This is a genomic window from Microbacterium sp. BH-3-3-3 (assembly GCF_001792815.1).
Lineage (GTDB): Bacteria > Actinomycetota > Actinomycetes > Actinomycetales > Microbacteriaceae > Microbacterium.
Genome location: NZ_CP017674.1, coordinates 2,242,017 through 2,256,975, shown reverse-complemented (window position 1 = coordinate 2,256,975; position 14,959 = coordinate 2,242,017). Strand labels below are relative to the sequence as shown.

The window sequence follows — 14,959 nt, the reverse complement described above, 5'->3', positions numbered from 1 at the left end:
TTCGAAGCTGAAACCGGGTCCCACCCTAGTCGAGACTCAGGATCGCGACGAGCCCCGCCCGCGCGTGCGCCCGGGGTGGGTGCGGATGGCCGCGGTGGCCGCCCCGTCGACGAGCAGGATGACCTCTTCGGGATTCCAGTCGTACGCGGTGCGCAAGCGTTCGCCGAGCGCCGTCGTCGCGTTCGGCACCGACGTCTCCACCCCGCCCGCCACGTCCGCGGCCTCGGGATCGAGGTCGCGAGCGGCGGCGCGCAGGTCGACGAGAAGAGCGCGCATGCGGTCGGGTCCGTACGCCGCGGATGCCAGGTCCCAATCGCCGAGGACGACGGCGGCGCCGGGTGCGCACCGCGTCGGGGGCTCGGCGACCCGGGGACCGAAGCGCAGACGCACCACCGACGCGCCGTTAAGCAGCACGGCGAGCGCGCCCAGCACGGTGGCCGGAGCGAACGAGAAGGCCGTGAGGTACAGCGGGGAGTCCCAGCCCGCACCGAACCCGACCACGACGCGCGCGAGGCTGTACAGCGCGTAGACCGCGGTGACGACGGCGATGATCCGCAACGGCCCCGACGGTTCCACGCGCGCGCGGATCGCCGCCCACGCGCAGGCCCCGCTGACCACCGTCAACGCCAACGCCTTCACCGCGAGCGACGTCGGCAACGGCACGGTCGCGGTGACCGTGGCCACCAGCAGCGCCAGGGCGAGCGTCGCCATCGAGGTGCGAATGGCCCGGGACCCGTCGAGCACGCGCACCGCCACCAAGAGCAGGGCGGGCGCGAGCACCATCGCCACGTCTCCCGCGACCAGGGTGATCATGCCGCCACCCGTGCCGTAGATGAGGTACATCGCGCTCGAACCGACCGCGCACACTCCCGACACCGCGGCGAAGCGCAGGAAGAGGGTCATCGCCCCGGGGGTCGCGACCCGCGGCAACGCCACGGACAGCACCGCGGCCGCGACCGCGACGCTCACCGCCAACAATCCGATCGACAATTCCATGGCATCCCCCGTGCTCATTCTGCCGCGCTCCCACCCGCCATACGAACCCCTCGCGCCGCCCCGTCCAGCGCCCCGCTCTCTCCCCGCCCGCGCCCCGCCCTTGCCCCGCCCAGCGCCCCGCCCGCTCCCCCGCCGAGTGTCCAAGACGCGCCGCGCCGCCCGGGCCCACCCCGGCGTGTTCTGGACACTCGACGGCATCGCCGCCGTCCGCGGGTCGCGGGGGTGCGCCGGGCACGCGAGGGTCGTGCGACGAGCATCCCCGATGTCGGAGAACGGCACGCGACCTGAGCGTTCTCTTCCCCCCTCATCCCCCCGTTGAGTGTCCAGGACACGCCGCGCGGGGCCCCCGGGCCGCGGCGTGTCCTGGACACTCAACGGGAGTCGGTCACGTCCCCACCACGCGGAACGCCCCCGTCACCACCGCCGCCGCCAGCGCGACGGCGATGAGGGCGACCGCGCCGGCGAGGGCCACGGCATCCCGACCCGACAACGTCGACGCGCGCGACCAAGTGCGCTCGACGTCGGCGCCGAAGCCGCGGGCTTCCATGGCCGTGGCGAGGGTCGTGCCGCGGCGCACGGCGAAGACCAGCAGCACGAACGCCATCGACAAGAAGCGGCGCACGGCCCCGCGGTCGCCCAGACCGCGGGCACGGCGGGCGAGGGTCATCGTGCGCCAGTCGTCGACGAAGAGTCCGACCGTGCGGGCTCCGGCGAGCACGCCCAGCACGAAACGGCTCGGCAGTTTGGCGATCTGGGCGAGGGCGTCGGCGACCTCGGTCGGGTCGGTGCGGGCGAACAGCAGCAGGGTCGGTAGAGCCAGGGCGAACACGCGCAGCAGCACGGCCACCGCCAGAGAGAGGGAGTCGTCGCTGATCGTGGCGAAGAGGAACGAGCCGTACACCGTTCCTCCGGGACGGGCGTACAGCAGCATGCTGACCGCAGCGACGGGGGCGAACAGCGCGATCGGCAGCAGGCGTTTCGCGAGCGTGCGGTAACCGACGCCCGTCAGCGGCACGAGCAGCAGCTCGAGCACGATCGCGGTCGCCGCGCTCACCACGTCGATCGAGGCGAGCAGGGGAACCGACAGCACGAGGGCGATGGCGATCTTCGTGACCGGGTTCACGCCGTCGAGCCAGGCTGTCCTGCGCACCTCGACGGCCGCGCCGGTCACGCCGCGCCCCCGAGCGTGATGCGGTGCTGCCCGAGGTGGCGCACCACGTCGGCGTCGTGCGTGACGGCGACCACCGTGCGCCCGCGCGCGATCTCGCGCTGCAGCAGTCCGACGAGCTCGCTCCAGCCGCGGCGGTCCTGCCCGAACGTCGGCTCGTCGAGCACGATCACCTCCGGAGACGCCGCGAGCACCGTCGCCACCGACAGCCGCCGCTTCTGCCCGCCCGACAGGGTGAAGGGGTTGGCCAGGGCGAGGGATGCCAGATCCAACCGCTCCAACAGCTCGTCGACGATCGCGTCGACCTGCGCCGCCGACATCCGCAGGGCTTTCGGTCCGACGGCGAGCTCGTCACGCAGGGTCGCCGCGAGGAACTGGTGCTCGGGCTCTTGGAAGACCGTGCCGATCCGCGTGAGCAACTCGGTCGAGCGCCACCGCGACGGCCGTCGCACCCCGCGGGCGGCGAGCGACTCGGCGGCGACGACCTCGCCCGACAGCTCGGGCAGAAGTCCCGCGAGCGTCAGCGCGAGCGTCGACTTGCCCGCGCCGTTGGGGCCGGTCACGACCGTGCCCGCGCCACGCGGTACGACCACGTCGAGCCCGGATGCCACGACCGTGCGCTTCTCGCGCCCGATCGACAGCGCCGCGGCCGAGAGCACGGCATCCGGGGTCTCGATCGGAGCGAGCACGGGGAGGTCGACCGGGCGACCGGGCACCCAGACGCCCGCCGCGGCGAGCGCGTCACCGTGGTCGGCGAACACCCGCGCCGGCGGGCCGTCGGCCAACACTCCGCCGCCGGGGGCGAGCACGACGACCCGTGTCATGAGGTCGGCCCAGACGGCCGTGCGGTGCTCGATGAGCACGACGGTCGTCCCGTCGCTGCGCGTGATGTGCTCGACCGCCCGGCGCACCTCGGCCACGCCGTCGGGGTCGAGGTTCGCCGTCGGCTCGTCGAGCAGCAGCAGTCCGGGGCGCATCGCGAGCACACCCGCCAGCGCCAGACGTTGCTTCTGCCCGCCCGACAGCGCCTTGGTGGGGCGGTCGAGGGGAACGTCGAGACCCACGGATGCCACGGCCTCGGCCACCCGCGCGGGGATCTCGGCCGCGGGGAGGCCGAGGTTCTCGCATCCGAAGGCGACGTCGTCGCCCACCTTGGACAGCACGATCCCCGCCTCGGGGTCTTGCAGCACCAGGCCGATGCGGCCGCGCTGCGACTCGGGGGCGGCGCCGTCGACGAGGATGCGCCCGGTGCGCTCGCCCTCGTCGCTGCCGCCGAGCAGGCCCGCGAGTCCCGCGAGCAGCGTCGACTTGCCGGCCCCCGAGGCACCGAGCAGCAGCACGCGTTCGCCGGTCTCGACGATCAGATCGACGTCGCGGGTGGCGGGGAGCTTGCGGCCGGCGTAGCGCCAGCCCCATCCCTCGACGTCGACGCGGGCGGGGCCCGTCATCAGACGTCGCGGCGCAGTTCCCGCCCCACGGCGAATCGGCTGAGCGCCCCGGTGGCGGCGAGCGCACGCACGAGGAGCCAGCCGACGAGGCCCGCCAGCAGCGCGCCCGAGATCACCAGGGTGCCGAGGTACAGCAGGTTGAACTCGAGGGACTTCACGATGTTGGGCGAGAGGAACAGCTCGAGGATCCAGGCGCCGACACCGGCGCCGACGCCCGCGAGCATCGCGACGGGGAGCGTGAAGCGCAGGTAGAGGAAGGCGAGGAAGATCAGCTCGGCGCCGAGGCCCTGCGCGAGGCCCGAGAAGATCGTGCCGATGCCCCAGACGTTGCCGATCAGGGCCGACACGACCGCCGCGATCAGCTCGACGAGAAGGGCGGCGCCGGGCTTTCGGATGATGAGCCCGCCGATCACCCCGCCGATCAGCCAGATGCCGACGGCGATGCCGCCGAGGCCGGGCGTGAGGGCATCCATAGCGCCGAACCAGATTCCGCCGACGGTGTTCCAGCCCCAGAACACGAGACCGATCGCCACGCCCAGCACGGCGGCGACGACGATGTCGACGACGCGCCACTGGAAGCGGTTCGCCGGGGCGACCGCCGAGCGGTTCGCGGGGGCAGACGTAGACGTGTGCATTGTGCTCCTCCCTGCGCCGGCATGATCCGGATCAGGTTCGACGGTCGAAGCGTGGATTCGCTTCCTCTCAGCCCGGCTCACCGGACTCCCGTGGTTGTCGTGACGAGTATAGGGGTGCGCCCGGGGTAGCGTGGGCGGGTGCACGAGCAGACCCCGGAGACACGGCGCGCGCGGCGTGACCCGGCGGACCCCGCGCCCGAGGGCGAAGCGACACCGGATGCCGAGATCCCGCCCGTGACGGCGGACGGCACGGCCACCGCGGAGCCCGGTGCAGAGGCAGCCTCCTCAGGCGCGGACACGTCTGCTCCCGTCGCGGCCGGGGACCCGGCATCCACGCCGCCCTCCGACGCACCAGCCTCCGACGCACCGCCCTCCGTCTCACCGGCCGCGGAGCCCACCTCGGCCGCCTTCGCCGCCCTGGGCTGGGTCGATCCCGCCGAGGCCGGCGCCGCGCGCCCCGCGCCGGCGTTCGTGGTCTCGGGTGCGACCGTGCGTCAGGCCGACCTGCTCGCCGGCACCCGCCGCCGCATCCTGCGGCCGGCCACCGTCGTGCCGACGGTGCTGCTGATCCTGCTCGTCGCCGGCTACGCGGCGGCGACCCTGCTGTGGCCGCTGACCGCCGTCGCCCCCACCGTGCGCGCCGTGGCCGTGCAGCCCACGGCCGCTCCCTCCGCCGTGCCCGCCTGGCCCGCGCAAGGAGAAGCCGCGATCGCCATCGACGGCGTGCCCGAGACGCTGTCGTCGTCGGCGAGCGCGCCGGAGTCGATCGCGAGCATCACCAAGGTCGTCACCGCCCTCGTCGTGCTCGACCGACTCCCCCTGGCTCCCGGCGAGCAGGGCAAGTCGTACGCGTTCACGCAGGCCGACAGCGCCGATTACTGGCAGTACCGCGCCCGCGGCGAATCGTCGCTCGACGTTCCCGTCGACGGCAGTCTCACCGAGCTGCAGATGCTGCAGGGCATGCTCATCGCCTCGGCGAACAACTACGCCCAGCGGTTAGCATCCGACCTCTTCCCCTCGGATGCCGAGTTCGCGGCCGCCGCCAACGCGTACCTCGCCGAGCGCGACATCACCGGGGTCACCATCGTGAACCCGACGGGGATCGAGGCGGGCAACACCGCCACTCCCGCCGCCCTCATCGCGCTGGCGGAACGGGCACTGGCCAATCCCGTGATCGCCGAGATCGTGCGGACCCCCGAACTGACGCTCCCCGGTGCGGGCACGTTCAAGAACGGCAACGCGCTCTTGGCCGATCCGGGAATCGTCGGGGTGAAGACCGGCACCCTCGACGCGTGGAACCTGCTCACCGCCAAAGACATCGCGGTCGGCGGCACGACGGTGCGCGCCTACGCCGCGGTGCTCGGCCAGCCCGGACCCGACACGCGCAATCAGGCGGCGCGCGACCTGTTCACGCGCATCGAGCAGGAACTGCAGCCCCGCCCCTCGGTGACCGCCGGCACCGTCGTCGGCAAGGTCGAGACGCTGTGGGGCCCCGACATCGACGTCGTCACCGAGGCCGACGCGACCGTCGTGCTGTGGAACGGCGGCGCCGCGAAGCACACCGTCGACTTCGACCTGGGCGACGCTCGGGAGCCCGGCACCACGATCGGCACGCTGACCGTGACCGGCCCCGTCGACGCCGACACCGTCGACGCGCAGCTCACGGGCGAGATCGAACCGCCCGACCCGTGGTGGCGCCTCACCCACCCCCTCGACCTCTTCGGACTGAACGGCTGACGGTCATGGACTTTCGCCTGGATGCCGCTTCCCCCACCCCGCCGTTCGAGCAGGTGCGCGCGCAGATCATCGCCGCGATCGACGACGGAACGCTCGTCGCCGGCACCCGGCTGCCGCCGGTGCGCACTCTCGCCGGCGACCTGAACCTCGCGGCGAACACCGTCGCCCGCGCCTACAAGGAGCTGGAAGAGGCGGGGTACGTCGAGACGCGCGGCCGCGCCGGCACGCTCGTCAAGGGCACCGACGCCGCATCGTCGCGCGCCGCCCAGGCGGCACGGACGTACGCCGAGACGGTGCGCCGCCTCGGCGTGGATCCGGGCGACGCGGTGGAGCTCGTGCGCGCGGCCCTGCGCGACGGCTGACGGGATCGCGGCGGTCGACCCCCGGCGCGGAGCGTGCGCTGCGCGGGGTATGTCGCCCGGCTCGTTCGCGCGTGAGGCCCTGTCGCCCCGCTCCCGCGTGGCGGGGGCTCTGCCCCGCGGCTCGTGTCGTCGTGGCGGTCCCGGGGCGCGCCGAAGGGACCGGACTCGCCCCGGCATCCCGAGGTCCACGGTGCACCTGGAGCCCGCCTCCTGCGATAGACATCTTCCATGCCCGATCACGACGAGCCCGGGAGCGGCACGGAGCCGGAACGGCGCGCAGAACTGGCGCGCATCGAGCGCCAGCTCTCGGAATCGGTCGAGGCCGCCCTGCGCTATCCCAACAGCCGCCGGTTCGCGATCCACCAGGACGAGCTGCAGGCGCGCGCCAATGTCATCCGGTCGCAACTCGGCGAGCCCGAACGACCCCTGGGGCCCGTGGGGGGACGCCCGGGCCGCTGGCAACGGGCGCTTCTCCTCGCCTCGCTGGCCGCGGCCGTCCTCGTCGTCGTCTGGCTCGTGGCGTCGAGCATGCTCTGACGGCCGCACGAGACGGACGACGTCCCAGCCCGGCCACGCACCTGTCCTCCACAGGCGAGGAAAGTGCAGATCCGTCCCCGGAACGCTCCTCGCGGACCGCCCAATGTCGGAGGTCCTCGCTAGCATGCACACATGCACATCGACACCTCACCGACGGGCCCGAACGGCGGGCCGAAAGCCCTCTCCGCGGTGCTCGCCGAGGTGCTCCGCACCGGTGCCGATCTGGCCGTGGCCGAGGTTCAGCGCACCCGCGCGCTGGCCGAAGCGGGGCACCTCGCGCTCGGCGCCATGGCCGACCGACCCCCGTCGGGGCGGGTGGCCGAGATGGCGTTGCGCGAAGTGGCGTCCGAGCTCGCCGCCGCCGAGAATCTCTCGGACCGCAGCATGCAGACGCAGATCAACGCGGCGATGACCTTGGTCGACGACTACCCCGCCACCCTCGCGGCATGGGAGGCCGGCGCGATCGGTCGACCTCACGTCCGCACGATCCTCGACGCCGGCGAGCCCCTTTCTCCCGACGTCCGCGGTGAGTTCGACGTGCTGGCCGTGGCCACCGCCGAGGGGCTGAGCCCCGGGCGTCTGCGTTCGCGTCTTGCAGTCCTCGCCGAGCGGCTGCAGCCGACCACCCTCACCGAGCGCCACCAACGGGGTCGAGAGACGCGGGGCGTGCGCATCGTGACCGGTCGCGACGGCATGTCCGATCTGGTGGCGACCCTGCCGACCGTTCTGGCCGTGGGCGTCTACGACCGACTCACCCAGCAGAGTCGGGCGCTGATCGACGCGCGCGGCGAAACCGCGGTGTCGGTCGCCGACGAACGCACCATGGCGCAGGTGCGGGCCGATGTGCTGGCCGATCTACTGCTGACGGCCGCACCCGAGGCCGATCCGACGCGGGGCGATGACGGCCCCGGTGTCCTGGGGGCGATTCGCGCTCGGGTGCAGGTCGTCGTGCCCGCGCTCACCATGATCGACCCGGGCAACGAGAACCTCGAGCCCGCCGAACTTGTCGGGCACGGCCCCATCGACGCCGACACGGCGCGCAGCCTGGCCGAGTCGACGACCGTTCCGTGGGACCGCGTCATCACGCACCCCGTCACGGGCTCCGTGCTGTGCACCGACACCTACCAGCGCACCTCGGCGATCGACCGGTTCCTGCGGGCCCGCGACCGACACTGCCGCTGGCCCGGGTGCACCGTCCCCGCGGTCCGCTCCGAGGTCGATCACACCCACGACTACGCCCTCGGCGGCGCCACCGAGGTGGGCAACCTCAGCCACCTCTGCCAGCGACATCACACACAGAAACAGTTCACCCGCTGGACGGTCAGACAACTGGCCGGCGGGGTGCTCGAATGGACGAGTCCGACCGGCCGGGTCTACAGCGACGAACCGCTCCCCTACTCGCCGGCGGTGAGGTTCCTGCCCGACGACCCCTCCCCGCCCGAACGAGAACGCGCCCCCTTCTGAGCCCTCTGGGGTGCAGGCCCTCTGCCCGCCGGTCTCCGCGCCCGAACCGACGAGTCGCACTCCCCAGCGCCCACGCCCCCACCACCGCGTACTCGCGCACCCCCGAGCACCCGCTCTACGCTCGACTCCATGCCCCTCGCCCTCGTCACCGGCGCCGCGCGCGCGAACAGCATCGCCGCGGGCATCGTCCCGCGCCTCGAGGCCGACGGCTGGGAGGTCGTCACGAGCGACCTCGCGACCGGCGACTACCCGTGCGATCTGTCGAGCCCCACCGCCCCGACCGATCTGATCGCCCGGATCTCGAGCGAACGCGGACCCCTCCACGCGCTCGTGCTCAGCCACGCGCACGACGTGGAGACCGGCATCCTCGACACCACCGCCGAGAGCTTCGACCACCACGTCGCCGTCAACGCCCGCGCCTCACTGCTGCTGATCGCCGCGTTCGCCCGCCAGGTCGATGCCGGCGGTGGCGCGATCGTCGCCTTCACGAGCGACCACACCACGGGCAACCTTCCCTACGGCGCATCGAAGGGTGCCCTGGATCGCATCGTCATCTCGGCCGCCCGGGAGCTCGGACCCCGCAACATCTCGGCCAACGTCGTGAACCCCGGCCCCATCGACACCGGATGGATGGATGCCGAGACCCGCGACGCCCTGACCGGGTACCACCCGCTCGGCCGCATGGGCACCCCGCGAGACATCGCGGGTGTCACGGCCTTCCTGCTCTCGGAGCCGGGACGCTGGATCAGCGGTCAGCTGCTGCAGACCGACGGCGGGTTCTCGGCGCGATACTGAGCGGCGCGGTACCGACCGTCGCGGTAGTGGCCGTCGCGATAGTGGCCGTCGCGGTACCGACCGTCGCGCCTGTGCTAGCGTCACCGGCAGTGACACGGGGTGCCCTTCGGGGCTGAGAACACACCCGTCGAACCTGATCTAGTTCGTACTAGCGAAGGGATGTCGCGAATGGTCGTTCGCACGTCGTCGTCTCCGTCCGCCCCTCTCACCGCCCCCGCACCCGCCGAGGCGCTCGCGGCGCTGCGCGAAGCCGCCCCGCTCACGCAGTGCATCACCAATGCGGTGGTGACGGGCTTCACCGCCAACGCCCTGCTGGCCCTCGGCGCCGCCCCCGCGATGTGCGACATCCCGGGCGAGGCGGGCCTGTTCGCCGGGATCGCGGGCGGAGTGCTCGTGAACCTCGGCACCCCCACCGCCGAGCAGCGCGAAGCCGCCCGCGAGGCCGTTCGGGCGGGAACCCCGTGGGTGCTCGATCCGGTCGCGGTCGGTGCGCTGCCCGTGCGCACGGCGCTCGCGCACGAGCTGCTCGACGCACGCCCGGCGATCATCCGCGGCAACGCGTCCGAGATCCTCGCCCTCGCGGGATCCGGCGCCGGCGGGCGGGGCGTCGATGCGACCGACTCGACCGACGACGCCCTCGAGGCCGCTCGCGCGCTCGCCCTCCGCACCGGCGGCACGGTCGCCGTCTCGGGAGAGACCGACCTGATCGTGGATGCCGAGCGCACGGCGTCGGTGCCCGGCGGCAGCATCCTGTTGACCAGGGTCACCGGCGGCGGCTGCGCCCTGGGGGCGGCGATGGCGGCCTTCGTCGCCGTCGTGCCGCCCTTCGACGCGGCCGTGGCGGCGAGCGCGGTCTGGGCCGTCGCGTCGGAACGCGCGGCAGCGCACAGCCGGGGACCCGGGTCGTTCGCGGTGGCGTTCCTCGATGAGCTGGCCGCCGTGCGCCCCGCCGATCTCGACGGCCGGGTGCGACTCTCGTGAGCGACCTGTCGCTCCACCTCGTCACCGACCACCGCGTGCCCTTCGCTCGACTGCGCGACATCGTCGACGCGGCCGTCGACGCGGGCGTCACCGTCGTGCAGCTGCGCGACAAGGTCGCCTCGGGCCGCGAGCTGTTCGCCCGCACCCTCGACCTCGCCGATGTGGTGGCCGGTCGCTGCGCGTTCGTCGTCGACGATCGCCTCGACGTCGTGCTGGCCGCCCGCGACCGCGGCGCCCGGGTCGACGGCATCCACCTCGGCCAGGACGACGTGCCGATCGGTTCGGCGCGCGCCCTGCTGGGAGTCGACGCCCTGATCGGATGGACGGCTCACACCCCCGCGCACCTCACCGCCGCGGCGGCGTTGCCCGCGGGCACGGTCGACTACCTCGGCGTCGGCGTCATCCGCGCGACGACGACGAAGCCCGACCATCCGCGACCGCTGGGGGTCGACGGGTTCGCCGAGCTGGCGGCCTCGACCGCGTCGCCGTGCGTCGCGATCGGCGGGATCGACGTCGACGACGTCGCCGCCCTGCGCGCGGCGGGAGCGGCGGGGGTCGCGGTGGTGTCCGCCGTGTGCGCGGCCGACGACCCGGGCGCCGTCGTGCGACGACTGCGTGCGGCGTGGGGAGCCGAAGGATGAGCGGATCGAGCCCGCGCGTGCTGAGCATCGCCGGCACCGACCCGACGGGCGGCGCCGGCATTCAGGCCGATCTCAAATCGATCGCCGCGTTCGGCGGCTACGGCATGGCGGCGGTGACGGCGCTCGTCGCGCAGAACACCTCGGGCGTCCGCGACGTGCACGTGCCTCCGACGGCGTTCCTCGACGCACAGCTCCGCGCCGTGAGCGACGACGTCGAGATCGACGCGGTCAAGATCGGCATGCTCGGCTCGGCCGAGGTGGTCGCGACGGTCGACGCGTGGCTCGCCGACGCGCGTCCGCCCGTCGTCGTGCTCGACCCCGTCATGATCGCCACCAGCGGCGACCGCCTGCTCGACACCGATGCCGAAGCGGCCGTCCGCGCCCTGTGCCGACGCGCCGACCTCGTCACCCCGAACCTCCCCGAGCTCGCGGTGCTGGTCGACGAGCCCGTCGCGACGACGTGGGAGGCCGCCGTCGTCCAGGCGCAGACGCTCGCGGCCCGCGCCGACACCGCCGTGCTGCTGAAGGGTGGGCACCTCGGCGGTGCGGAGAGCCCGGATGCCATCGTCGACGCCACCGGCGTGCACGTCGTGCCCGGCCACCGCGTCGCCACCCGCCACACCCACGGCACGGGATGCTCCCTGTCGTCGGCGATGGCCACCCTGGCCGCTCACGGGCTGAGCTGGCCCGAGGCCCTGACGCGGGCGAAGCGGTGGCTCACCGGCGCGCTCGAGCACGCCGAGGCGCTCCACGTCGGCGTGGGGAACGGCCCCATCGACCACCTGCACGAGCTCCGCCCGCACCTCGACCTCGGTCGCTCGTGGAGCGACGAGCGGTGGGAGGCCACGGCCTCGACCCGCGCCGACGTCGACGCGTGCGCGTTCGTTCAGGGCTTGGCATCCGGAGACCTCGACCGCGGCGCCTTCGAGTGGTATCTCGGCCAAGACCTGCTGTACCTGCGCGAGTACGCGCGGGTGCTCGCGCGCGCCGCGGCCCTCGCCCCCACGGTCGATGAGCAACGCTTCTGGGCCACGGCGTCGGTGTCGTGCCTGGTCGAGGAGGCGGCGCTGCACCAGTCGCACGTCGACCCCGCGGGTCTCGCTCCCGCTCCCGCGACCTCGGCGTACACGGACCATCTGCACGCGGCATCCACCGCCGGGTCCTACGCGGTGCTGGTGGCCGCGATCCTGCCGTGCTTCGTGCTGTACACCGACATCGGCGTCCGTTGGCGCGGCACGTTCACGTCCGGGCATCCTTACGCGGACTGGCTCACGTCGTACGGCGACGAGGCGTTCGAGACGTCATCGGCCGAGGCGTCGCTCATCGTGGATGCCGCCGCCCGCGAGGCCTCCGCCCGCACCCGTGCGGCGATGGCCACCGCGTACGACCGGTCGATGCTCCTCGAGCTGGCGTTCTTCGAGGCCCCGCTCGTGTGAGGGGCCGGGGCCCCTCACACGCACGCGATGCGGGGTGGGATCATCCCCCGCTCTTGCGGCGGAACTCCCTCTTGGTGACGGCTCCGTGCGTTCCCTGCACGGCGGAGTTTCCGTCGAGGTGCGCCTGACCGGAACGGTGCTGGCCGTTCTTCTTCTCGAGCGCTTCTTTGAACTTGCGCTTCATGTCGTCGGATGCCGAGGCATCCGAGGTCTCGTCGGTACTCATGCCTCCACCCTAGGCACGTGCGCGCGGGGTGTCTCGCGGGCCGGGCGAGAACGCCGCGATCGGCGAAGCGGCGGGACAGCCCCGGGAGCCCCTCCGGAGACGCCCCTCAGACGTGACGCACGCGCTGCTGCAACCGCGTGCGGATGTCGAACAGCTCCGTGCCGCCGACCTCGCGCGCCCCGGTGATGCCGCGCCGCAGCAGGGTGGTCAGGGCACTGCGCGTCACCAGCGCGACGGGGGTTCCGCGCACCTTTCCGAGCTCGGTGATGGCGTCGAGCACGGCGTCGTCGGGCAGCACGACCATCGCGCCGCTGAAGCGCACACCGGCGGCCCGCGCGATCACGCGGGCACGCGACACGAGCTCGGTGACGGGCGACCCGATGACGTGGGCTCCCGAGATCTCGCCGCGGCGCACCCCGACGGGGCCGCCGAAGTCCTCGCTCAGCAGGGCGTACAGGCCGCTCGGACCGAGCACGAGATGGTCGAGCTTCTGCTCGGGATCGCGCCCGTCACGATCGGCGAACACGTCGTGCCACACCGTGTAGCCCATGCCGAGCTCCGAGACGAGACGCGCGGTCTCTTCCTCGGCGAGCGCGTCGGCGAGGATGTGGCGGATCTCGGGCGGCGCCGAGCGCACGAGCGCCGGGTCGTACGGGTCGGCGATGTCGACGCCGCGGCCCACCCACTCGCGGATGAGGTCGAGGTACCTCTCGCGCCGCCACCCGCCGGGCTGGCCGTGCGATCGGGCGCGCGGGCGCGTGTCGGCGGGGCGGGAGGGACCGGATGCCGAGACCCCGCCGCCCCACTCCCCGGGGACCGTCCCGCGACCGCGGTCGTAGGCGCTGCGGGCCTCGGGCGTGCCGATGAGCTCCCACGCGCGCTGCACCTGCACGAACAGGGCCGCGTCGCCCCCCGTGTCGGGGTGCGTCTCGCGCAGGCGCACGCGGTACGCGCGACGCAGGCCTTCGTCGTCGACGTCGGGCGCCACGCGGAGCACCTCGTATGCCGAGGACGACATGGGGCTGTCGAACACGTCCGTCTTCCGTTCCGCCGCGGGCGAGCGGCACCTCTCAGGCTAACCCGCCGAGATCCCCCGGGGTCGCGAGCGCCACCCGGTCGCTCAGCGCCGGCGATCCTTCCGCCGCGCGTACGCCGCCGCATCGCGGCTCGACAGGGCCAGCAGCACGAGCACGTCGAGGCTCAGGGTCGCCAGCGTCGTGCGCACCGTGATCTCCTCCCCCAGCTGCCACCACCCGGTGAACGCCGCCGAGATCGATACCACCGAGATGAGCATCACGGCCACGCGGGCGAGGTTGCTCCCCCACAGCAGCAGGATGCCGAACACCACCTGCACCACGAAGATCGTCGCGAGCACACCGGCGAACAGACCGAAACCGACGTCGAGGTCGGACAGGGTCAGGGTGTCGGGCTCGATGGCCGAGCCGTTCGCCGCCCCCGCCACCGCCCGCATCCACGACGGGAGCCCGAACACGACGGTCGCTCCCCAGAGCACCCCGGCCACCGCCCGCAGCAGCACCAGCACCGCGCCGGCGACCGTCGCGACCGGGCGACGCATGGCCGGGTCGACGGGGACGGGGGCGGCGAGGGGTTCGAAGGCCGCGCGCTTGCGGGGATGCCGGGTGATCACGGTCGCACCTCCGTCGGCGCGGCGGGGGTCGCGGCATCCGGGATCTGCACGGCGCGCACGTCGATGATCGGCAGGTCGCCGTCGGTGGTGATGCTGTCGCCGCCGCCGTTGCGCGAGTGGTACCCGGTCGCGAAATCGCGGATGACGTCGACGGCCACCGCGGGCACGGCGGTGACGCTGGCGACGATGTGGTCGCGCTCGATGTCGGTGTCGGCGTCGATGCGGTGGGTCACCTGCAGCGTGAACAGCGACAGGCCCACGGCCCGGTCGAACGTGCCGGCGGCGAGCCAATCGACCCGGCGCCCTCCCGGCAGCAGCCATCCCTCGGGGCACCTCCACAGGCGCACGTGGTGGCGTTGGGCGGGAGAGCCCGCGACCTCCTGCTGGTAGGCCAGGTCCTGCATGCGTCCGAAGAGGAAGAGCGGGCTGACGGGGGCTCGCGGATAGCTGCGGCGCCGCAGCGTCGAGGCGATGATGCGCCACGACGATCCCAGGCTCACCGGGTCGGCGGCGATCCAGCCGGCCTCGGCCATGACCGCTTCGATGCGCGCCCGGTCGCCCTGGAACGCGAGGTTGACGGGGTCGCCGAGCAGACCGTCGGAGGTGCGGGTGCGGCCCATGAAGTAGTCGGGCACGTAGATCGCGGTGAGGATCCGGTGCAGTCGCGGCAGCACCAGGTAAGCCAGCAGGCCCCAGAACGCGATCGCCATGAGCACCCCGCCCCACCCGAGCCGGAACGACTGCGTGAAGCTCAGGTAGGCCAGCCAGATCGCGGCGAGACCGGCGAAGACGAAGAAGAACCCGTCGAGGGCGTGTCCGAACGACCAGCGTCGTCGCGGCGCGGTCATCTCGTCGCCGCCCGCGGGTCGCTCCCCGCGCCGGAGG

The 14,959-nt window shown here is 73.2% G+C and carries 16 protein-coding genes and 2 riboswitches; of the genes, 8 read left to right on the top strand and 8 right to left on the bottom strand.

Features of this window, described 5'->3' with window-relative positions; genetic code table 11:
- Positions 1–36 precede the first annotated feature (36 nt).
- The 4 genes from BJP65_RS10450 to BJP65_RS10435 all read right to left on the bottom strand — a co-directional run bounded on the left by BJP65_RS10450 (position 37) and on the right by BJP65_RS10435 (position 4,247).
- Positions 37–996, bottom strand: a complete 960-nt coding sequence (locus tag BJP65_RS10450) for a hypothetical protein (protein ID WP_070409092.1) — start codon at positions 994–996, stop codon at positions 37–39.
- 385 nt (positions 997–1,381) lie between these two features.
- Positions 1,382–2,167 carry an energy-coupling factor transporter transmembrane protein EcfT gene (locus BJP65_RS10445; protein ID WP_070409091.1) on the bottom strand — a complete coding sequence of 262 codons (786 nt, stop codon included), beginning with the start codon at positions 2,165–2,167 and terminating at the stop codon, positions 1,382–1,384.
- Complete coding sequence (locus BJP65_RS10440) at positions 2,164–3,612, bottom strand: ABC transporter ATP-binding protein (protein WP_070409090.1); 1,449 nt, start codon at positions 3,610–3,612, stop codon at positions 2,164–2,166. Before BJP65_RS10440 ends, BJP65_RS10445 begins: the two co-directional genes overlap by 4 nt.
- Positions 3,612–4,247 carry an ECF transporter S component gene (locus BJP65_RS10435; protein WP_070409089.1) on the bottom strand — a complete coding sequence of 212 codons (636 nt, stop codon included), beginning with the start codon at positions 4,245–4,247 and terminating at the stop codon, positions 3,612–3,614. Before BJP65_RS10435 ends, BJP65_RS10440 begins: the two co-directional genes overlap by 1 nt.
- Positions 4,239–4,349, bottom strand: a riboswitch (TPP riboswitch). (Overlaps the previous gene by 9 nt.)
- A 36-nt stretch (positions 4,350–4,385) precedes the next feature.
- On the opposite strand from BJP65_RS10435, the gene BJP65_RS10430 reads away from it, so the two are divergent.
- The 8 genes from BJP65_RS10430 to thiD all read left to right on the top strand — a co-directional run bounded on the left by BJP65_RS10430 (position 4,386) and on the right by thiD (position 12,200).
- Entirely contained in the window at positions 4,386–5,984 is a 1,599-nt protein-coding gene (locus tag BJP65_RS10430; protein WP_070409088.1) for a D-alanyl-D-alanine carboxypeptidase family protein, read from the top strand.
- Between the two features lie 5 nt (positions 5,985–5,989).
- A complete protein-coding gene (locus BJP65_RS10425) occupies positions 5,990–6,346 on the top strand; it encodes a GntR family transcriptional regulator (protein ID WP_055832787.1) in 357 nt (118 codons plus the stop codon).
- A gap of 228 nt (positions 6,347–6,574) precedes the next feature.
- Complete coding sequence (locus tag BJP65_RS10420; protein WP_070409087.1) at positions 6,575–6,883, top strand: hypothetical protein; 309 nt, start codon at positions 6,575–6,577, stop codon at positions 6,881–6,883.
- A gap of 132 nt (positions 6,884–7,015) precedes the next feature.
- Positions 7,016–8,347, top strand: coding sequence for an HNH endonuclease signature motif containing protein (locus BJP65_RS10415; protein ID WP_070409086.1), 1,332 nt, complete (start codon positions 7,016–7,018; stop codon positions 8,345–8,347).
- A 129-nt stretch (positions 8,348–8,476) separates the two neighbouring features.
- Entirely contained in the window at positions 8,477–9,142 is a 666-nt protein-coding gene (locus BJP65_RS10410; RefSeq protein WP_070409085.1) for an SDR family oxidoreductase, read from the top strand.
- Between the two features lie 85 nt (positions 9,143–9,227).
- Positions 9,228–9,319, top strand: a riboswitch (TPP riboswitch).
- Positions 9,311–10,123, top strand: coding sequence for a hydroxyethylthiazole kinase (gene thiM, locus BJP65_RS10405; RefSeq protein ID WP_055940938.1), 813 nt, complete (start codon positions 9,311–9,313; stop codon positions 10,121–10,123). Its footprint overlaps the riboswitch before it by 9 nt.
- Entirely contained in the window at positions 10,120–10,764 is a 645-nt protein-coding gene (thiE, locus tag BJP65_RS10400; protein ID WP_070409084.1) for a thiamine phosphate synthase, read from the top strand. The genes thiM and thiE overlap by 4 nt, the downstream gene beginning before the upstream one ends.
- Positions 10,761–12,200: a bifunctional hydroxymethylpyrimidine kinase/phosphomethylpyrimidine kinase gene (thiD, locus tag BJP65_RS10395; RefSeq protein ID WP_070409083.1), complete on the top strand. Its 1,440-nt coding sequence runs from the start codon at positions 10,761–10,763 to the stop codon at positions 12,198–12,200. Before thiE ends, thiD begins: the two co-directional genes overlap by 4 nt.
- 40 nt (positions 12,201–12,240) lie before the next feature.
- Here thiD and BJP65_RS10390 read toward each other — a convergent pair whose 3' ends face one another.
- From BJP65_RS10390 to BJP65_RS10375, 4 genes are all read right to left on the bottom strand, one after another.
- Entirely contained in the window at positions 12,241–12,426 is a 186-nt protein-coding gene (locus BJP65_RS10390; RefSeq protein WP_055832781.1) for a DUF5302 domain-containing protein, read from the bottom strand.
- 106 nt (positions 12,427–12,532) lie between these two features.
- Positions 12,533–13,459, bottom strand: coding sequence for a DnaJ domain-containing protein (locus BJP65_RS10385; protein WP_055832780.1), 927 nt, complete (start codon positions 13,457–13,459; stop codon positions 12,533–12,535).
- A gap of 87 nt (positions 13,460–13,546) precedes the next feature.
- Positions 13,547–14,074 carry a hypothetical protein gene (locus BJP65_RS10380; protein ID WP_055940929.1) on the bottom strand — a complete coding sequence of 176 codons (528 nt, stop codon included), beginning with the start codon at positions 14,072–14,074 and terminating at the stop codon, positions 13,547–13,549.
- Positions 14,071–14,922, bottom strand: coding sequence for an LssY C-terminal domain-containing protein (locus BJP65_RS10375; protein ID WP_070409082.1), 852 nt, complete (start codon positions 14,920–14,922; stop codon positions 14,071–14,073). Before BJP65_RS10375 ends, BJP65_RS10380 begins: the two co-directional genes overlap by 4 nt.
- Between the last annotated feature and the right edge of the window lie 37 nt (positions 14,923–14,959).

Bases quoted from the DNA above. Each gene is read 5' to 3' on its own strand.
- BJP65_RS10450 (WP_070409092.1), bottom strand. From the start codon at position 996: ATGGAATTGTCGATCGGATTGTTGGCGGTGAGCGTCGCGGTCGCGGCC.
- BJP65_RS10440 (WP_070409090.1), bottom strand. From the start codon at position 3,612: ATGACGGGCCCCGCCCGCGTCGACGTCGAGGGATGGGGCTGGCGCTAC.
- BJP65_RS10435 (WP_070409089.1), bottom strand. From the start codon at position 4,247: ATGCACACGTCTACGTCTGCCCCCGCGAACCGCTCGGCGGTCGCCCCG.
- BJP65_RS10425 (WP_055832787.1), top strand. From the start codon at position 5,990: ATGGACTTTCGCCTGGATGCCGCTTCCCCCACCCCGCCGTTCGAGCAG.
- BJP65_RS10420 (WP_070409087.1), top strand. From the start codon at position 6,575: ATGCCCGATCACGACGAGCCCGGGAGCGGCACGGAGCCGGAACGGCGC.
- BJP65_RS10415 (WP_070409086.1), top strand. From the start codon at position 7,016: ATGCACATCGACACCTCACCGACGGGCCCGAACGGCGGGCCGAAAGCC.
- BJP65_RS10410 (WP_070409085.1), top strand. From the start codon at position 8,477: ATGCCCCTCGCCCTCGTCACCGGCGCCGCGCGCGCGAACAGCATCGCC.
- thiM (WP_055940938.1), top strand. From the start codon at position 9,311: ATGGTCGTTCGCACGTCGTCGTCTCCGTCCGCCCCTCTCACCGCCCCC.
- thiD (WP_070409083.1), top strand. From the start codon at position 10,761: ATGAGCGGATCGAGCCCGCGCGTGCTGAGCATCGCCGGCACCGACCCG.
- BJP65_RS10390 (WP_055832781.1), bottom strand. From the start codon at position 12,426: ATGAGTACCGACGAGACCTCGGATGCCTCGGCATCCGACGACATGAAG.
- BJP65_RS10375 (WP_070409082.1), bottom strand. From the start codon at position 14,922: ATGACCGCGCCGCGACGACGCTGGTCGTTCGGACACGCCCTCGACGGG.